17 protein-coding genes are annotated in these 18889 nt (G+C 55.0%); 11 read left to right on the forward strand and 6 right to left on the reverse strand.

All coding sequences use genetic code 11. From position 1 onward, the window contains the following. The first annotated feature begins 2 nt into the window (after nt 1-2). The 4 genes from SR894_RS21905 (at nt 3) to SR894_RS21920 (ending at nt 4715) form a co-directional block, all read left to right on the forward strand. Nucleotides 3-692 carry a GntR family transcriptional regulator gene (locus SR894_RS21905; RefSeq protein WP_223288325.1) on the forward strand — a complete coding sequence of 230 codons (690 nt, stop codon included), beginning with the start codon at nt 3-5 and terminating at the stop codon, nt 690-692. A 214-nt stretch (nt 693-906) separates the two neighbouring features. After that, entirely contained in the window at nt 907-2775 is a 1869-nt protein-coding gene (locus SR894_RS21910) for a bifunctional sugar phosphate isomerase/epimerase/4-hydroxyphenylpyruvate dioxygenase family protein (RefSeq protein ID WP_223288324.1), read from the forward strand. A gap of 202 nt (nt 2776-2977) precedes the next feature. Then, entirely contained in the window at nt 2978-3928 is a 951-nt protein-coding gene (locus SR894_RS21915; protein ID WP_223288323.1) for an AEC family transporter, read from the forward strand. A 43-nt stretch (nt 3929-3971) separates the two neighbouring features. Then, a complete protein-coding gene (locus SR894_RS21920; protein ID WP_223288322.1) occupies nt 3972-4715 on the forward strand; it encodes an SDR family NAD(P)-dependent oxidoreductase in 744 nt (247 codons plus the stop codon). Between the two features lies 1 nt (nt 4716). Here the strand turns inward: SR894_RS21920 and SR894_RS21925 are convergent, their stop codons facing one another. The 3 genes from SR894_RS21925 to SR894_RS21935 all read right to left on the reverse strand — a co-directional run bounded on the left by SR894_RS21925 (nt 4717) and on the right by SR894_RS21935 (nt 7819). Continuing rightward, the gene (locus SR894_RS21925) at nt 4717-6222 is read right to left on the reverse strand and encodes a tripartite tricarboxylate transporter permease (protein ID WP_223288321.1); all 1506 of its coding nucleotides are present in this window, start codon (nt 6220-6222) and stop codon (nt 4717-4719) included. A 27-nt stretch (nt 6223-6249) separates the two neighbouring features. Next, nucleotides 6250-6756 (reverse strand): tripartite tricarboxylate transporter TctB family protein, encoded by a 507-nt coding sequence (locus SR894_RS21930; RefSeq protein WP_133732227.1) that lies wholly within the window; start codon nt 6754-6756, stop codon nt 6250-6252. 76 nt (nt 6757-6832) lie between these two features. Continuing rightward, on the reverse strand, nt 6833-7819 hold the full coding sequence (locus tag SR894_RS21935) for a Bug family tripartite tricarboxylate transporter substrate binding protein (RefSeq protein WP_133732228.1): 987 nt from the start codon (nt 7817-7819) through the stop codon (nt 6833-6835). A gap of 230 nt (nt 7820-8049) precedes the next feature. Here SR894_RS21935 and SR894_RS21940 point away from each other — a divergent pair, with 230 nt between their 5' ends. Next, a complete protein-coding gene (locus tag SR894_RS21940; RefSeq protein WP_223288320.1) occupies nt 8050-8829 on the forward strand; it encodes an IclR family transcriptional regulator domain-containing protein in 780 nt (259 codons plus the stop codon). Here SR894_RS21940 and aroQ read toward each other — a convergent pair. Together aroQ and hglS are read right to left on the reverse strand one after the other, a co-directional pair. Continuing rightward, nucleotides 8822-9265: a type II 3-dehydroquinate dehydratase gene (gene aroQ / locus SR894_RS21945; protein WP_133732230.1), complete on the reverse strand. Its 444-nt coding sequence runs from the start codon at nt 9263-9265 to the stop codon at nt 8822-8824. The genes SR894_RS21940 and aroQ overlap by 8 nt on opposite strands. Before the next feature lie 58 nt (nt 9266-9323). Then, nucleotides 9324-10685 (reverse strand): 2-oxoadipate dioxygenase/decarboxylase HglS, encoded by a 1362-nt coding sequence (hglS, locus tag SR894_RS21950; protein ID WP_223288319.1) that lies wholly within the window; start codon nt 10683-10685, stop codon nt 9324-9326. Between the two features lie 214 nt (nt 10686-10899). On the opposite strand from hglS, the gene SR894_RS21955 reads away from it, so the two are divergent. Then, nucleotides 10900-11754: a DUF72 domain-containing protein gene (locus tag SR894_RS21955; protein WP_223288318.1), complete on the forward strand. Its 855-nt coding sequence runs from the start codon at nt 10900-10902 to the stop codon at nt 11752-11754. Nucleotides 11755-11909: 155 nt separating this feature from the next. Next, complete coding sequence (locus tag SR894_RS21960) at nt 11910-13253, forward strand: sodium-dependent transporter (RefSeq protein ID WP_223288317.1); 1344 nt, start codon at nt 11910-11912, stop codon at nt 13251-13253. Between the two features lie 106 nt (nt 13254-13359). Here SR894_RS21960 and SR894_RS21965 read toward each other — a convergent pair whose 3' ends face one another. Beyond that, nucleotides 13360-13575 (reverse strand): PA3496 family putative envelope integrity protein, encoded by a 216-nt coding sequence (locus tag SR894_RS21965; RefSeq protein WP_022521120.1) that lies wholly within the window; start codon nt 13573-13575, stop codon nt 13360-13362. Between the two features lie 249 nt (nt 13576-13824). Here SR894_RS21965 and hexR point away from each other — a divergent pair, with 249 nt between their 5' ends. The 4 genes from hexR (at nt 13825) to SR894_RS21985 (ending at nt 18873) form a co-directional block, all read left to right on the forward strand. Then, the gene (hexR, locus tag SR894_RS21970) at nt 13825-14679 is read left to right on the forward strand and encodes a transcriptional regulator HexR (protein ID WP_133732234.1); all 855 of its coding nucleotides are present in this window, start codon (nt 13825-13827) and stop codon (nt 14677-14679) included. A gap of 257 nt (nt 14680-14936) precedes the next feature. Then, nucleotides 14937-17135 carry a DNA helicase II gene (gene uvrD, locus SR894_RS21975; RefSeq protein WP_133732235.1) on the forward strand — a complete coding sequence of 733 codons (2199 nt, stop codon included), beginning with the start codon at nt 14937-14939 and terminating at the stop codon, nt 17133-17135. Between the two features lie 59 nt (nt 17136-17194). Continuing rightward, nucleotides 17195-17674, forward strand: a complete 480-nt coding sequence (locus SR894_RS21980; RefSeq protein ID WP_133732236.1) for a phosphate-starvation-inducible PsiE family protein — start codon at nt 17195-17197, stop codon at nt 17672-17674. Nucleotides 17675-17778: 104 nt separating this feature from the next. Beyond that, complete coding sequence (locus tag SR894_RS21985; protein ID WP_223288316.1) at nt 17779-18873, forward strand: TRAP transporter substrate-binding protein; 1095 nt, start codon at nt 17779-17781, stop codon at nt 18871-18873. Nucleotides 18874-18889 lie beyond the last annotated feature (16 nt).

An 18889-nucleotide genomic window follows, 5' to 3' on the forward strand; every position in this document is an offset into this window, starting at 1 on the left:
TAATGACAAACAAATTTCGCATAGGGCCTGTTCAGTCCCTGACGGACATCGTTGCCGAACGACTTCGCACGGCCATCATCAACGGGGATTTTGTCCTGGGAGAAAAAATCCCTGAAGAGGCGCTTTCGTCGAAACTCGGAGTCAGCCGGACCCCTATAAGAGACGCGCTGGCTCGACTTCAAACGTTGGGGCTTGTCACCGTTAAGCCCAAACGCGGCAGTTTCGTATTCGAGCCAACGAGCGCGGACGTTGTGGACCTTTGCGACTTTCGCTTTATGGTAGAACTACAGGCAGCGAAGCGCAGCTTTTCGAATAGCCCGATAAGACTCGTGAGATCTCTGCAGTTGATCACTCAGAAGATGCAGTCATCTATTGATAAAGACGATGTTCAGGAGTATTCCAGCCTCGATAGCGCCTACCACCAGATGTTCTTCGAGCACTGCGACAACCGATATCTGCTCGATGCCTTCAACTTGATCAGCAACCGTATTTCGGCTCTGCGAACGTCCATCACATCACCGCAAACCGAGTTAAGAAATATAAGCTTCAAGGAGCATCACGCCATGATCGAGCACCTCAAGAAAAGCGATATCGCAAGCTTCGAAAGCGTTCTACACGCGCACATCATGCGAACCCAAGAGATCTATCTGAAAGCCTTGCAGCATCGAAAAGCGATCGCCCGACAAGCCTGACTCGTCAGAACCTGTTTATTCGAAGGCAGCAGACCAGTCGCCACTTCGAGCGTTCAACTCGTTTTCTCGTGAACCATACCGGTTCGTTTCACCGTTCGTCCAAACAGACAGCAAAGGGTTGGGGTAGGTACAAGTGATTTTTTATCCCCGCCAACACCGGTCGGTCGCCTTGCTGACGGGTTACTGACTGTTCGATACCAAGGAGCACACGTCCATGTACTCATCCATTGCCACGGTTTGCCTAAGCGGCTCACTGGAAGAGAAGGTAGACGCCATTGCTCAGGCAGGCTTTGAGGGGCTTGAGCTATTTGAAAACGACTTAACCGCCTTCACCGGCACCCCACGGGAAGCGGGTGAGCTGATTCGCTCCCGCGGCCTTAAGCTGGTGACGCTCCAGCCGTTTCGCGATTTTGAAGGTCTCCAGGGCCGCGCACGTGAGCGGGCCTTTGACCGCGCCGAGCACAAGTTTGATCTGATGGAGGAGCTGGGCACGGATCTGCTTATGGCGTGCAGTACCGTCCACCCTGATTCGCTACCGGGATTGAGCCGTGCCGCCGATGACTACTATGAGCTCGGCGAGCGTGCCGCGCGGCGCAATCTGCGCGTGGCCTATGAGGCGCTGGCCTGGGGCCGCCATATTCACGACTACCGCGACAGCTGGGAAGTGGTGCGCCGTGCCGCCCACCCCAATGTCGGCCTGGTGCTGGACACTTTCCATATTTTCTCCCGCCAGACCGAGCTAGGCACCATTGGCCGCATTCCGGGGGATCGCATCTTTCTGGTACAGACCGCCGATGCGCCGCGCCTCTCTATGGATCACCTGTCGTGGAGTCGTCACTACCGCTGCTTCCCCGGCCAGGGCGAGCTGCAGATGGATAAGTTCATGGCCATGCTGGATGAGACCCGTTACGACGGCCCGCTCTCCCACGAGATCTTTAACGATGTCTTTCGCATGGGTCACAGCGACCAGACGGCCCGGGACGGGCTGCGTTCCTACAACCTGCTGCTCAGCATGCAGGGCGACAGCGGTATTCCCTCACCGCAGCCGATCGAGTCGGTCGCCTTTCTGGAAATCGCCGTTGAGCCTGACGATTTAGCCTCGCTGCGCGAGCTGCTCAGCGCGTTGGGCATGGCCTGCGTGGGGCGCCACCACACGCTTAACGCCGAGCGCTGGGCGGCAGGTGACGTCAATCTGGTACTCAATGCCGAATCAAGCTTTACCGGCCGCACGCCAGGACGCGATGCCACCGCAGTAACGGCGATTGGCCTGCGCGTGGCAAATGCCTATGAGGCGTTTAAACGTGCCGACAAACTTGGCTACGATATCGTTGAACCCGAAGAGGTGGGTGCCAGCCACCGCATGAGCGCCCTGCGCAATGTGGATGGCAGCCTCTCCTATATTATTGATGACTCACAGCTAAGCCGCACCTGGGATCGCGAGTTCCCTGTGGATGTACAGCCGGCTCCTCAGGGGGCGCTGGTGGATATCGACCATATCAGCGTGGCGCTCTCCTACCACGACTACCTCTCGCTGATGCTGCAGTACCGCGCTATTTTCCAACTGGCGCCAACGCCCTCCTTCGATGTCACCGACCCCCGCGGGCTGATCCAGAGCCAAGTGCTACAGAACTACAACGGTCGCTTTCGCCTGGCGCTTAACGCCAGCGCCTCGCCGGATACCGCCAGCAACCGCTTCGTGCGCCAGTACGGCGGCTCGGGGATTCACCACGTCGCCCTGCGCACCAGCGCCATGCGCGACACCAGTGCAGCACTCCAGCAGGCGGGCACGCCGGTACTGCCGATTCCCGGCAATTACTACCGCGACCTGGCCGCGCGCTTCGACCTACCGGCGCAAACCCTGCAATGGATGCAAGCGCACCACATCCTTTTTGATCAGGATGGCGAAGGTGACTTCCATCAGCTGTATACCCAGCCCGGCCGCCAGGCGTTCTTCTTTGAGCTGGTGCAGCGTGAAGGTTATCAAGGGCTCGGCGCGCCGAATGCCTTTGTGCGCGTCACTGCACAGCAGCGTCTGGAAGCGGAAATTGGCGATAGCACTCAAGATGATGATGTTAAACACTGATATTCTGCGGGCTGAAGACATCAACTGCGTCGGCATCATCTCTAAAACAGATCGATCTGCTCGTAATACCACCGCGTGCTCATTATATCGAGCAACTTGTCACGCCTTCTGCTCACTCTATGCCATGAAGCGCCAGATAAATAGCGTACAATTATTCGTTATTCGAACTTAACTATTTGCCTTCATGCGCTAAGGGGCCGCTATGCTAGCTATACTTGGGATTACCACGCCCATATTCCTACTTATTGGCTTGGGATATATAGCGAGATGGAGCGGCATTATCCAGCGCGATCAGATGCAGGGGGTGGGCGTCTTTGTGCTCTACTGCGCGCTGCCCGCGCTCGTAATTCGCGCGCTCACCCAGCAACCTCTCGAAGAGGTTTTCAAGCTCAACTATCTGGTGGCTTACGGGCTGGGCTCTATCGCCGTTTTCGCTGCGGGGTTACTGCTCTGCTTAAAACTACAGCGCCAACCACTCAACGCCAGTGCTATGCAGGCACTAGGCATGTCAGCTTCCAACAGCGGTTTTGTCGGGTACCCCGTGGCAGCGATGGTCATCGGCTCACCTGCGGCGGTGCTTATGGCACTCAATATGGTTATTGAGACACTGATTATCATTCCCGCAGCGCTGATTCTGGCCGAAATGGGCAGCCATCAAGGTTCCAGCACATGGATAACGGTTAAAAAGACGTTGCTTAGCCTTATCAAAAACCCGGTGCTGGTAGGCTTGCTGATCGGCATTTGTCTGGCCGTTACCGGCGTCAGTATTCCCGCGCCACTGTTTAAAGCCATTGATATGCTGGCCGAAGCAGCGGGCCCAGCGGCGCTGTTTGTGATCGGCGGCGCGCTGTTTGGCCTACAGGTTAAAGGTATGGCGAGCGACGTAGGTCAAATTGTCATCGGCAAACTGATTATTCACCCCCTGCTCATCTTCATCGCCTTCTATTTTGTTCCAGGCATTGATCCGCTTTATATGGCCGGTGCGTTGCTATTTGCTGCCGCACCGATGATCAGCATTTACCCACTTTTTGGCCAACGCTATGGTTTAGGCGGCGTAAGCGCTGCGGCGATGCTGGTGGCGACAGTCGCTTCGTTCTTTACGCTTAGCCTGATCATCGGGCTGATGTCACTTTCAGGAATGCTAGCGTTTTAAAACTCTAATAAACAAATATTTAACGTATAAAAGGACAATAAAAATGGGTCAACATTCTGATCAAGACAAAACGTCACAACAGCCCTGCGCCGTGGTTACCGGCGGGGCTAGAAACATTGGCCAAGCCATTGCTTTACGACTTCAACAGGATGGCTATCGCGTTATTGTGGCGGATATCGTCGCGCCGGAGGCCGGCTCTTTACAAGAAGACGCCTACCAAGTCGACCTTGCCGACGCCAACGCTACTCGCCGGGTGATGGAGGAAATCGCCGAACGATATGCGGTGTCTCGGCTGATCAATAATGTGGGTATTGTGGCGCCAGCGCTGCTTGAAGAGGCACGGCTTGAGGACTTCGATAAGCTCATGCATCTGAACGTGCGCTCGGCGCTGGTCTGCACTCAAGCGCTACTGCCCACTATCAAGGCACAGGGCATGGGTCGTATCGTCATGAATGCCAGTCGTGTGGTGCTCGGTAAAGAGGCGCGCACTATTTACAGCGCGACAAAGGGAGCACTGCAATCCATGGCCCGCACCTGGGCGTTGGAGCTGGCGGAGCACGGTATTACGGTCAATTGCGTGGCACCCGGCCCTATCGCCACTAGTGCCTTCTGGCAAAACAATCCGCCCGATTCCGAGCGCGCTCGCCGCATCATCGATAACATTCCGCTAAGCCGAATGGGACAACCTGAAGACGTGGCCCAGGCTGTCAGTTTCTTTTGCGACGAGCGTAGCAGCTTTATTACCGGCCAGACGCTGTTTGTCTGCGGCGGAGTGACGGTCGGTTAACTCAGCTTTGGCGTGACTCGTCAGTGCTATTCCGCGCGCCACGTCGGGAGGCGGCAAAGCGATAAACGGCCAGGCCGATGGAACCCACGGTCAGCGCGATGAAGGCCCAGGTAATCGGCCCACGTACGAAGATCGATAGGTCATTGGAGCCGATGAGCAGAGAACGACGCAGGTTGTCTTCGAACATCGGCCCCAGAATGAAGCCAATCAGAAACGGCGCCGCCGGTATGGCGGCACGATTGAAGATATATCCCAACACTCCAAACGCCAGCATCAGCCACACGTCGAACGTGGCGTTATTGACCGCATAAGCGCCGTAGACGCAGAACATCAAGACGATAGGAAAGAGAATGGACTTGGGGATATCGGCAATTAACGAGAAGTACTTGATGGCAACGTTACCCACCACCAGCAGGATGACCGAGCTGCACATAATCCCCAGGAACAGTGCATAGATCAGCGACAGATTTTCCTGGAACATAAGCGGGCCAGGCGTTAACCCATGCACCATAAAAGCTCCCAGGATAATGGCGGTGATGACGTCCCCAGGAATACCTAGCGATAACAGCGGAATTAACGTCGCCCCGGCAACGCCATTGTTACCGGCCTCAGCCGCTGCCACCCCTTCTACCTCGCCCTTGCCGAAATTTGCTCTGTTGGGAGAGCGCCGACGCGCATCGCTGTAGGAGATGAATGCCGCCGCCGTCGCGCCGGTGCCGGGGATAGCGCCAATAATGACGCCAATTAAGCTGCCTCGCACAATGCTTTTCATACAACGCTTGAGCTCAGAGAAGGCCAAACCGGAACCACTTGCCTTCGCCTTAATATGAGGAATCGCTTTCTTACGATAAAACTCGATAATTTCTGGAATAGCAAACAGGCCAATCAACAGAGGGATAAAAGAGATGCTGTCCATCAAGTTGTAGCTATCGAAGGTAAGCCGCTGGGAACCGAAGACCTCATCCAGCCCTACCATGGACAACAAAATGCCCAACAGCGCTGCCATCAAGCCCTTGATCATAGAGCCGCTGGCTAGCGAGATGATAATGGTGAGCGAAAAACAGATCAGCCAGAAAAATTCGGGTGCCCCGAAGTTCAGCGCAATTTTAGCCAAGTAGGCGGCAAAAAAGATCAACGCTATGTTGGAGATAAAATCGGCAATCACCGACGAATAGAGCGCGGCCTTAAGCGCTTTTTTTGCATGCCCCTGTTGGGCCATCGGGTAGCCGTCTAACAACGTACAGGCCGAGGCGGGGGAGCCTGGGGTTCTGATGAGAATGGCGGTAATCGAGCCACCGTACATCCCCCCTTTATAGATACCTACCAGCAGCAGGATAGCGGCAACCGGCTGCATAGAGAAGGTAAAGGGAAGTGCCAATGCCACCGCCATGGTGGCGGTTAAACCGGGGATAGAACCAACAACCACGCCGATAACCACGCCTGCGGCTATGGCCAGAAAGTTATCCAGGCTGAAGAATATCTCTATGACTTCCGAAAAATTTTCCATAGGGCACCCAGAAAAGTAAGTAGCAAATCAGAAACCGAGCGGCATTATCGGTAGTGGTACGTTCATTACTTCTACAAATAAGAGCGCCACCACAACTGGAAACAGAAATGCCAGGCTATATACCCACCAGGTGCGAACCGGATGCGCTACGAAAAGAACTAAGGTTGCCAAAATACCGCAGAACACGGCGCCCATTACCTCAAACAAGGCAACATATATCACCAGCGATAGCACCATTAGCACGAAACGCCGAGTGGAGCCTTTCTCAATCGCCCGCTCATCCTCCTCGGGCTTTCCTTCCACAATGAAGGCCTGAAGAATGAGTAGAATCGAAAACAGCAGAATCAGCCAGCCGATGATCGCCGGCAGCCATCGCGGCGACATCATTGGGTTTTGTAGGATCGGCGGTTCGTTTATATAGTTGGGTACCAGATAAAAGACCAACACTATGGCAAACCCCAGCAATACAATGCCGGTGATGAGGTCGCTGGTATCTTTTATTTTCACTCTGCGCTTGGAACCCGAGGGTGTCATCGCGGCCTTCTCCTGGGCAACAAGAGAGGCGAGGGTAGCGGCCCTCGCCTCTCTGTTATAACGGAAGAGTAGCTAGTTACTGGCTAATACCGGCCTGCTGTGCAACGCCCTGCCAACGTTCGACTTCATCGGCGATAAACTGCTTGAACTCTTCGCCAGACACCTGGCCCGGTTCGGCGCCCAGTTGATCAGCAAAGTCCACAAACTCTTCACGCTCCATCACCTTAGCCAGGGCATCCCGCATAACGGTTTGCGCTTCTTCCGGGAAAGAGCTGTGTGCCACCAGGCCAAACCATGCCGTGGTGACGAACTGATCAAGGTTATACTCGCCCACTTCCGTCAGAGTGGGCACATCCGGCAAATACTCTGACCGCTCAGCGGAAGTCACCGCCAGAGCGCGCAGGTCACCCGAGCGAATATGCGAAAGGACGGTCGGCATGTTCTCGAAGGAGACGTCTACATCGCCGCCCAATAGCGCAGGAAGCGCCGCACCGCTGCCGGCAAACGGCACTGCCGTCATATTGGTCTCAGTCAACGTCTTGAATAACTCGCCGGACATATGAATCGAGCTGCCCACGCCGCTGTGGCTGAAGGTCATGTTCTCTTCTTTAGCCGCTTCAACGAACTCGATAACACTTTCATAAGGGCTGTCGGCGGGCACCACCATGACATTGGGGATATCGATCATGTTTTGCAGGAAGACAAAATCTTCGACTGGATCGTAGCTAAGATCAGGGTAAATGGCCGCGCCGATGGTGTGACCGGGTGATGCCATTAAAATGGTGTGGTCGGCATCACGCCCACCGCGGGCGAGACGACCGGTGCCCACCGTAGAGCCCGCCCCCGGACGATTCTCCACAACCACGTTAGCATCAAGCTCTTGCTGAAGAAGATCCGCGACGCGGCGGGACAACACATCCGTGGTGCCACCTGGAGCGTAGGGTACGACAAGACGAATATCGTCGGTGGGCCACTCATTGGCGCTGGCGGAGGAAACCGCTAGGCCCAGTGCTAGAGCGCTACCGAAGGCAGCCAGACATGATGCGCTAAGGAGTTTATTCATTGTTATCTTCCTGTGCGTTGCTAAGTAATTATTTATACTTAACTATTGTTCGTAAGGCATACACGTATTCGTATCATCTAGCTTGAGATTACGTTGTTGCTAACCTTTTAAAAAACACAACTTTAGTAGTAAGAAGCGGGATTGACCGCTGAAAGAGGGAGCCACGTTCGCACTGCGAACTTTTTTACGTTAATCTTTTATCCCCGGTTTTAGCACAATGGATAGTAAAAATGCAGGAAAAAATGCTGAGTGAAGATAGCCGCGACTTTGTAACGGCCCTTGCTAGTGGTCTGGAAGTCATCCAGGCATTCGATCATGAGCACCCCCGCATGACACTAAGCGAAGTCGCCGCGCGCACGGGAATGAATAGAGCAAAAGCCAGGCGCTTCTTACTCACCCTGCATGCCCTGGGGTATGTGCGCAAACAGCAACGCTACTTCGAACTGGCACCCCGCGTGCTTCAACTCGGCTATGCCTTTTTATCGGCTAATAATTACCGAGATGTTATTCAGCAACATCTCGAAGACATTACCGCTGAAACCGGGGAGTCCTCCTCGCTTGGTGTACTTGATGGCAATGATGTTATCTACGTAGCCCGCTCGGCAGCAAAGCATCGCTTGATGGCAATTACGCTTTCAGTAGGCACTCGGCTGCCAGCAGCTCATACTTCCATGGGGCGCATGTTGCTCGCTCAGCTCAGCGATACCGACCTTGATCACTTTCTTTCTTCGGTTGCTCTAGAGTCTTACACCGACAAAACGGTGACAGATGTTAGTGAGCTACGAAACCAGATAATAAAAGCGCGGCAGCAGGGCTATGCCATTTCTGATCAAGAGCTTGACTCCGGCTTGCGCTCCATTGCCGTTCCTGTCTATGACGCCAAGCAGCATTTAATGGGCGCAATCAATATCAGCACTAACGCTGCTCGGGTCGATCTTGATACGTTGATTAATGTTTACTTGCCTGTTTTACAAAACAAAGTGGCCCAGGTAAGAGCGCATATTAACTAGCCCCCACCATCACCGCCTCTAGCGCGGCTCGATAGCCTTGAACCCCGAGGCCAGCAATGACGCCATCGGCACGCAGCGAGACATAGGAGTGATGGCGAAAGGCTTCGCGCTTGTGAACATTGGACAAATGCACCTCAATAACTTTGCCATCAAAAGCATTGAGGGCATCAAGAATGGCCACTGAGGTATGCGTGTAGGCAGCGGGATTGATAATAATCGCTTGGGTGCCATCCAGGCGTGCAGCGTGAATGGCGTCAATCAATTCGCCTTCATGGTTGCTCTGCAGACAAGTGATGTCCCAGTCGGCCATCACCGCTTTCTCCCGCAAAGTGTTATTCACGTCGTCTAACGTCTCGTACCCATATATTTCTGGCTGACGGCTACCCAGCAAATTTAAGTTGGGGCCATGTAATACCAATACCTTTCCTTGACTCATAACTCTCTTCAACCTTATGGGTTAGTGGATAGCTTGACCTAGCTGCCTGTTCTATCACTTAACCCGCCAACTGCGCCAGCGCCTGTTCAAGCGATGTTTCCTGGCGCTGGGCATACAGCTCGATTTCATCGATAACGGCTCTCCCTAAGGCCTGCTCAAACGCCTGCTGACTTGCGCTGCTTGCATAATGATCATGGCTGTTTCCACCCAGGTTGGATTGAAAAATACCGGCCGCGCTCACGGGTAAGAAGTCTTCATAAATCATCGGGGTCACACGGAGGGCGCCTTGTTCGATCAAGCTCTCCAGTTGCTCAACTGAAACTTCTCCTTGCACAGATGCACCCTGAACCGCCTGATAGTGGAAAAACGCTAATCCTTCGCGACGCAGCGTTTCATAGCTATCGGGAAACGCTTTAAACACCTCAGATAAATGCGCTTGATGGGTGTCATTATTGGCTAAGGTGGGCGAGTTCTCTTTGGCAGCTGCCAGCAGGCGGTCGTATAGCTCGCGCCCCTTGCGCGTTAATGCAATGCCGCGCTGTTCGATTTCGCCAAAGCGGGCGGTGTGTTTACCCTCAGCAGCGTCCGCGAAAGCAATCGTCTCCTCCAGTGCTTTGAAGCTGGTTTGACGTAGCAGGACTGGGCAGTCTCGGCGAGGCGGGCCTTCAATCGTCGCTTTGGGGTCAATGCCAACGCTGGGCATGCGCCGCTGCACTTCATCAATATCCAGCGTGCGCGGCGTTAGGTGGTTAATGTGCGGGCCGCGGAAGCAGACCACATCGGCAATTAAGCGGTGTTCGGCATGCAAACGCTCATAGGTGGCCAAGTCGACCGTGGCGTTGTCGTGCCAGCGGAACGTTTCCAACGCTTCCTGCACAAACTGCTTGGCATCGTCGGCGCTTAGGCCACCCTGCTGCTCAAAACGCTCAATCAGCGTTTTCACGTTGGCAGTGAAGATATCGCGGGCACTTAAAATTTCACTCGCCTGTTCTCTTAGTTCAGCTTTTTCGATCAGTTCAAGGCGCAATAACGAGGTAAATACGCGGAAGGGGTTCCGCTTGAGGGCACTATCCGCGACCGGCCGAAATGCCGTGGAGTGAACCGGCACGCCTGCGGTAGATAAGTCGTAATACCCCACCGGCTCCATCCCCATGACCGAGAACATTCGCCGCAACATAGCAAGCTCGCCTGGGCTTCCCACTCGAATAGCGCCGTGGCGTTCAACGTTGATACGCGCCAGCTCATCGCTTTGTTTTAATTCACTGTTAAGTGCAGGATTAGCGGCGAGTACCTCTTGATTAACCGCCTCAACCAGCGACAGCAAGGTGCCATATTGCGGCACCTCCTGCTGATACATCGCCGACATGGCGCGGGAAAACTGGTCGCGAATTTCATCACTGCTAACGTAAGCTGAACACATGGCACTATCCTGTTTGTAAACGGCTATACCTGCCCATAAAGGGGCTATACCTACATAGTAGCGCTATCGGCGTCTTAACAATTTCACTTTTTCCGCGCCTTGCTATACATAAAAGCCATGCAAAGCCCCTATAGAAGCCGCCATGCACGCTTAACGGGCGGGGCGCTTAACCTGTTACATTAGCGCTTGATCTTGTTGACGTAGGCTGGCACCCATGACGCTTCCTCTTTATCTAGGCTTGCCTATGTGGGCCAATCAAGACTGGCTGGGTAACCTTTATCCACGCCATGCCAAAACTGAGCTGTTAAGCGATTACGCGGCGGTGTTTTCCAGCGTTGAGGGCAACACTACCTTTTATAGCGGTACCCCAAAGCCGGAAACCATTGCTGCCTGGGCGTGTCAGGCACCATCCCACTTCCGCTTTTGTTTTAAATTGCCTGCCAGCGTCACCCACGATCAACGGCTAACCCGGTTAGAGGAGGCCTGGGCTTTTTTGACGGCGCTAGAACCGCTGCACGACCGCCTTGGGCCCACCATGGTTCAACTGCCACGGGATTTCGGCCCCCAAGAGCTTCCCCAGCTTGAAGCGCTGCTCGCCGCTTGGCCTGCCCATTTGCCTTGCGCAGTCGAGGTTCGCCACCCTGATTTTTTCCACAAAGGAGCCGCTGAAACAGCCCTTAACCGCCTGTTGATAACTTATTCGGCCAATCGCGTGATGCTCGACGTACGCCCGCTCTTCTCAACCCCGGCAAATGGCCATGTGGGCTTGGCCCATGCCCAGCAAGAAAAGCCGAAACTCCCGCTACACGTGCTTTCAACGGCAAATTTTCCTGTCATTCGTTTCATTGGCCATATTGACAAAACGATTAATAGCAACTATTTCGTCGCCTGGAAAGAGCGGCTAAAGCTGTGGATAAATCAGGGGAAAACCCCTTTCTTATTTGTGCATACTGCGGATAACCGCGAGTCTCCCCACATGGCCCGCTTACTCTATAACGCACTAGGAGAAGTGACGCCATTGCCCCCACTTGGGCCCTTTGCAGGTGAAAAGCAAAGCCAACTGTTTTAACCCACCTTTTTAGGTCAGCTAACTGGCATGCTTGCGGTCGATCAGATAAATTGCGCTTACTTTCGGAAAAGTACGCTGGCAATAACTCAATTTTCCGAAAACTAGCGTGCCCAGCACGCAGTAACTTACACAACAATCGACTTAATGGGTGATGTATGGCGAAGCTTGCGCATGCGCAGTGGTCATCGCGAATGACCTTTGTGCTGGCCGCCGCTGGTTCAGCGGTGGGTCTAGGTAATATCTGGAAATTTCCGTATATGGTGGGTGAAAGCGGCGGCGCTGCTTTCGTATTTGTGTATTTGCTCTGTATCGCGCTGATCGGCTTGCCCATTCTTGTCTCTGAGTGGCTTTTGGGGCGGCGCGGCCAGAAGAACCCCGCCAGCACGATGTCAGAGCTGGCGCGCACGGCTAAAAAGCCAAAAGCCTGGGCCATCGTGGGCATCAGTGGCATTGTCGGGGCCTTCTTGATTTTGTCGTTTTATAGCGTGATTGGCGGCTGGTCGCTCTACTACACCGTCAACTCGGTGAGCGGTGCTTTTAGCGGTCAAGATGCCGATGGCATTGGCGCGCTATTTAATGGCATGTTGAGTAACCCTGGGTTGCTGCTGCTGGGCCACTCCGTGTTTATGCTGCTGGTCATTGGGATTGTCGCCCGCGGCGTTACCAAAGGCCTTGAAGGCGCTGTACGCATTCTGATGCCAGTCCTCGCACTGCTGCTGGTCGTGCTGATCGGTTACGGCATGACGACCGGCCACTTTGGCGAAGCATTGACGTATATGTTCAACCCGGAATGGAGCAAGCTCACAGCAGAAACCGTGCTAGCCGCCTTGGGTCACGCCTTCTTCACCCTCTCTCTGGGTATGGGCATCATGATGGCTTACGGCTCTTATCTGGGCAAAGAAATCGATCTGCTGCAAACCGCCCGCACGGTCATCATCATGGATACCGTCATCGCGTTAGGCGCTGGTTTAGCCATCTTCCCGATCGTCTTTGCTAATAGCTTGGATGTCGCTTCGGGCCCTGGACTGATTTTTGTCACCCTGCCGCTGGCTTTTGGCAACATGGGAGGCGGAACGATTTTGGGGTTGATGTTCTTCTTGCTGCTGACGTTTGCGGCATTAACGTCGGCCATTTCACTGCTTGAGCCCGTGGTGGAATTCATTGAAGAACGCACGCCGCTAAGCCGTGTCATGGCTACCGTTGTGGCCGGGGTGGGCGCTTGGTTACTGGGTATTGCGGCGCTGCTGTCATTCAACGTGTGGAGCGAACCGGTGCTGTTTGGACTGGGCGTGTTTGACCTGCTGGATACGTTGACCAGCAAAATCATGCTGCCGCTGACGGGGCTGGGTGCGATTCTATTCACCGCTTGGTGCCTGGAGCGCAGCAGCGTGGAAGATGAACTGGGTCTTTCAGCGACCGGCAAGAGCGTATGGAACGTCATCGCGCGCTATGTTGCGCCCGCTGGCGTTATTGCCGTCTTCGTAACAGGGTTAATCTAAGCTCAGCCGCTTGTATAGCCGAGCTGCCAAGGCCCTGCTAACCGACAGGGCAGCGTGGTTTTGCGCAGATAATAGTTGCGCCCCTACTCTCTTGGCATCCTGAAACTTAGTGTAATTCGCTCTCTTGCCGATCTTCATCGGGCAAGGGGGCGATATCCCGCGATAACTTTTGAAACTCACGATGAAGCTCAATACCCCGCCGCGCTCTTAAGCTGCGTTGGGCAGCGCTGCGCTGGCGCTGAGCATGCTCATCGACTTCCATACTCATGAAGATGTCGAGCAATTCGCTTTTAACCGAGGTGATTCGTTCGACGTTTCTCATAATCGACGTTCCTCCAGATGAATATGCCTTCGTCCACCTGCATCCGTGACGACTGTTATGATGCAGTGCGGCACTTCAGTTATTACTATAACCTACTTGACAAAATGATGACCATTCATAAAAAAAGGGGCTAACGGCCTTTAAACGCTAGCCTGAACGTCGTTATCAGTGCCCATTTGCACCATCAGTCAGGCATACTGTGACCAATGCCAACGTAGCCAAGTGAGCTAGAAAGCCAAGGAGCTGAACGTGAGTCGCGCCCTGTTCGATGAAATGAGACGCCGCATGGAGCACTTTCGACGCTCCGAGCAAAAAGTGGCGCGGTTTGTACTGCGCAACCCCGAAGAGGTCATCCACATGCGTATTGTGGACTTGGCCACCGAAGCCACCGTTAGCGAACCTACCGTTGTGCGCTTTTGCCGTGCGCTGGGTTGCAATGGCTTTCAGGACTTCAAACTACAGCTGGCACAAATGCTGGCCAGCGGCAGTCAGTTTGCCCAGTTCTCCATGAACGATAGCGACTCGGTCGCTGAGTTTTCCCACAGCATCTTCGACTCGACCGTGGGCACGCTGCTATCGGTTCGTGACCGTCTGGATAATGAGGCCCTGGGCCGTGCGGTGAACGCCCTGGCGATGGCCAATCGGGTCGAGTTCTATGGTTTTGGGGCATCCGGCGCGGTGGCTTTTGATGCTCAGCACAAATTTTTCCGGCTACAAATTTCTACCTCTGCCTACGCTGACCCGCATATGCAGAATATGTCGGCGGTGACCTTGAACGATGGCGATGTGGTGGTGGCCATTTCCCAAACCGGCCGTACCAAAGCGTTGGTCGCCAGCGTGCGCTTGGCTCGCGAAGCGGGCGCGACAGTCATTGGCCTGTGCCCCAGCGGCTCGCCGCTCGCCGAAGAGGTTAGCCTGCCGCTGTATATCGATGTTCACGAAGACACCGAAATCTACACCCCGCTTAGCTCGCGGATTGCACACCTGGTGCTTATCGATGTACTCGCCGTGGGCGTGGCCAAAACCCGCGGGCCGAAACTCGCCGAACAGCTCAAAGCGGTTAAAAAGAGCCTTAATACGCTGCGCTTTCCTGAAGATTCCTAGTCTTTGCCTATACCGAGTGCGAGGGCAGGTTGAAGCGAGGGTCTTTTGACAGGGCCGGAAAGTGTTCCTGACAATTCCGGCATTTCCGCCCTCCATGGCGGTCAGATGCAAAAGTAGCGCCCACGGATGGGTTCACAGCGCCCTCGCGGAAACCTGCCCTCGACACAGAGGCGAGAAGATTGCCACACCTGTATACACAGCCAGTTAGCTGGCTGTGCTAGACTAGCCGCCTATTTTTTGATCCGGCAGCGGCTACTATGGACGACGTCACGGCGATTCTCGATCAGCTCAACTCCGCCCAGCGCGAAGCAGTGAGCGCTCCCCAAGGTAATCTATTGGTGCTCGCAGGCGCAGGCTCCGGTAAAACCCGCGTGCTGGTTCATCGCATCGCCTGGCTGATGCAGGCCGAAGGGCTTTCACCCTACGCACTGCTGGCGGTAACCTTTACCAATAAAGCCGCCAAGGAGATGCGCACCCGCCTCGAGGCGCTGCTAAGCATCTCGATGCGCCATGTGTGGGTAGGTACCTTTCACTCCATCGCCCACCGCCTGCTGCGCACCCATTGGCAGGACGCCAAGCTGCCGCAACACTTCCAGATTATCGATTCTGACGATCAGCTACGGCTGGTCAAACGGCTGCTGAAAGATTACGCCATCGACGACGAACGCTACCCGCCCCGCCAAGTGCAGCACTTTATCTCCGGCTGCAAAGAGGAGGGACTGCGCCCGCACCAGGTCAATGTGGATGGCGATGCCTACATGGGCCAGATGGTTGAGCTCTACGAGCGCTACCAGCTCACCTGCGAGCGCGGCGGCCTGGTCGATTTCGGTGAACTGCTGCTACGCAGCCTGGAGCTGCTGCGCGATAACCCGGCGCTGTTAAACCACTACCAAGAGCGCTTTGGTCATGTCCTGGTGGATGAGTTTCAAGATACCAATACCCTGCAGTACGCCTGGCTAAAGCTGCTCACCGGCATGAAGACGCCGATGACTGCCGTCGGTGATGACGACCAGTCGATCTACGGCTGGCGCGGTGCCAAGGTGGAGAATATCAGCCGCTTTGAGCAGGAGTTTCCGCAAACCCACACCGTGCGGCTCGAGCAGAACTATCGCTCCACCAGCGCGATTCTGGAAGCCGCCAATACGCTGATCAGCCACAACAGCGAGCGGATGGGTAAAAACCTGTGGACCGACGGTATCGAAGGCGAGCCGATCTCGATCTATGCCGGGTTTAACGACCTGGAAGAAGCGCGCTATATCGTCGACACCATCAAGGAGAAGGTCGACGAAGGCTTTAACCGCCGCGATATCGCGATTCTCTACCGCTCAAACGCCCAGTCTCGCCTGCTGGAAGAGACGCTGATTCGCCAAGGCATGCCCTACCGTATTTACGGTGGTCACCGCTTTTACGAGCGCCTGGAAATCAAGAATGCCCTGGCCTACCTGCGCCTGATGCTCAACCGCGATGATGACGCCTCGCTTGAGCGGGTGATCAACGTACCCACCCGAGGTATTGGCACACGCACGGTGGAGATTGTCCGCCTACGTGCCCGTGAACAAGGCATTCAGCTGTGGCAGGCACTCCACGATGCGATTAACGACGGCACCTTGAAAGGCCGCGCGGCCAATGCCGTGCAAACCTTCGCCAACCTGATTGAGCAGCTCGATAACGATGCCTCTGGCATGGCGCTGCACGAAATTATCGATCACGTCACGGTGCATACCGGTTTGATCGAGCACCACAAGAGTGAGCGCGGCGAGAAAGGCCAGGCGCGGGTCGAAAACCTGGAAGAGCTCGTCACTGCTGCCCGCGCCTTTACCCAAGGCGATGTTTTTGAAGCCCCTGAAGCGGGCGAAGGCATGGCGGCACTGGAAGCGTTTCTTTCAGAAGCCGCCCTTAATGCTGGCGACCATGAAGCCGAAGAGTTTGAGGACAGCGTACAGCTGATGACGCTGCATTCCGCCAAAGGCCTGGAGTTCCCCGTCGTCTTTATTGCCGGTGTCGAGGAGGGGCTGTTTCCGCACAAGATGTCCCTGGAGGAACCGGGCAGGCTCGAAGAGGAGCGTCGGCTCTGCTACGTCGGCGTTACCCGCGCCATGCAGAAGCTCTACCTGACCCACGCCGAAACCCGCCGCCTGCACGGCAAAGAGGTGTTTCCACGCCCGTCGCGCTTTTTGCGCGAGCTACCGCCACACCTACTCGAAGAAGTCCGCCTACGCGGGCATATTTCCCGCCCGGTCACCGCATCACGAACGTCTTTTGCCCAGCAAAGTGTCGAGAGCAGCGGCGATATGCCTAGCCTCCACGTTGGTCAGGGAGTTGAGCACCCGGTGTTTGGCGAAGGGATTATTCTTAATGCGGAAGGTGAAGGTGCCCGCGCCCGAGTGCAGGTCAGCTTTGAAGGTGAAGGGGTCAAATGGCTAGTGCTTGGTTTTGCTAAGCTAACGCCGCTGTAAACCAGCGATTCTTCTCATTAACTACGCCTACGCGCTCCAGGCACCACATAGAGGTCATTATGAAACAGCGCTTAAAACGCCTATTTCCTGAGGTGTGTAACGGTTGGCAGGCACTCAGCGGCTACCAGCGTTTTGAACGCTTAGTTTCGATGGTGCTGACCCTCGCCATCGGCGGCGCTGTGCTGGTCGCTATGTATTACTTAGTCATTCATGTGGTGCAACTGCTGTTTATTCAAAGCCGTGACCCCTTTGACTACCGCGTATTTCAAGCGCTATTTGACATGATCCTTACCGTCTTGATTGCCATGGAGTTCAATAACTCCATCATCCGCACAATGACCAGTGGTAAAGGCTTCATCCACGTTGAAATCGTGGTTCTCATTGCCATTATGGCGCTGGTGCGCAAGTTTATGGTGCTGGATATGGAAGTCATCGACCCCTGGCAGATTGGCGCCCTCTCGGCTGCGGTATTGGCGTTAGGCGGCTGTTATTGGCTGGTACGCCATGGCAACAGCATGAAAGACGCCTCGGATGATTAATCAGGCTTGCGGGCTAAATTCGCTATACAGCATACTAACAAGCGGACACCGCGAACTTAGCGCCCTATAACAACAGTTTTATTACCTTTGGAGTTTTGCTCACCATGCAACGCCGTCACTTCCTCAAAACTGCCAGCCTTGGCGTCGCCGGGGCCGTTGCCGCCCCTTTCGTAACCACCTCAAGTGCGCGCGCACAAGAAACCTTCACCTGGGACATGGTCACCTCTTGGCCGAAAAACTTCCCTGCCCTGGGCACTGGTGCGAATGATTTCGCCCGCCGGGTAGAACAGCTTTCCAACGGCCGCATGCAGATCCGTGTACACGGAGCGGGTGAATTGGTACCAGCCCTGGAAGTCTTCGATGCGGTAGCAGCCGGTACCGCTGAGATGGGCCACTCTGCCTCTTACTACTGGCGCGGCAAAGTAGCTGCTTCGCAGTTCTTTACCGCTGTACCCTTCGGTATGACGACTACCGAAATGAACGCCTGGTTGTACCACGGCGGCGGTCAGGAGCTTTGGGATGAGATCTACGCCAATCACAATCTGAAGCCGTTTGCCGTGGGCAATACCGGTGCGCAGATGGCGGGCTGGTTCAAAAAAGAGATCAACTCGTTAGACGATATGCAGGGGCTAAAACTTCGCCTGCCGGGCCTGGCGGGTGAAGCGATGAACAGCATCGGCGTCAGTACGGTTACTATGCCGGGCTCGGAAATTTTCACCTCGCTGCAAACCGGTGCACTGGATGCCGCTGACTGGGTGGGGCCCTATAACGATATGGCATTCGGCCTACATCAGGTGGCTGACTACTATTACACCTCGGCGTGGAACGAGCCCTCTGCGGTACTGGAAGGAACGATCAACCTGGATGCCTGGAACGCGCTGCCGGAAGATCTGCAGGACGTGGTTCGCGAAGCGGCGCGGGCGTCTAACCTTGCGATGATCAGCGAATTTGCCTTCCGCAACGCACAAGCACTGGAAACACTGGTCGATGAGCATGGCGTTCAGCTGCGTACTTTCCCTGACGATGTAATGGCGGCGCTATACACCTCGTCTCAGGAAGCGATCCAGCGCCAGGTCGAAAGCGACGAGGAATCTCGCCGTGTTTACGAGTCTTACTCGGCCTTCCAGAAGCTACTGCGCCCGTTCAGCGATGTGGGTGAATACGCCTACCTGAAGAACCGCGATAACGTCGAAGGTTAATGAGCCACTAGACCAG

It is taken from the genome of Vreelandella neptunia, from assembly GCF_034479615.1.
GTDB classification, from domain to species: Bacteria; Pseudomonadota; Gammaproteobacteria; order Pseudomonadales; family Halomonadaceae; genus Vreelandella; species Vreelandella neptunia.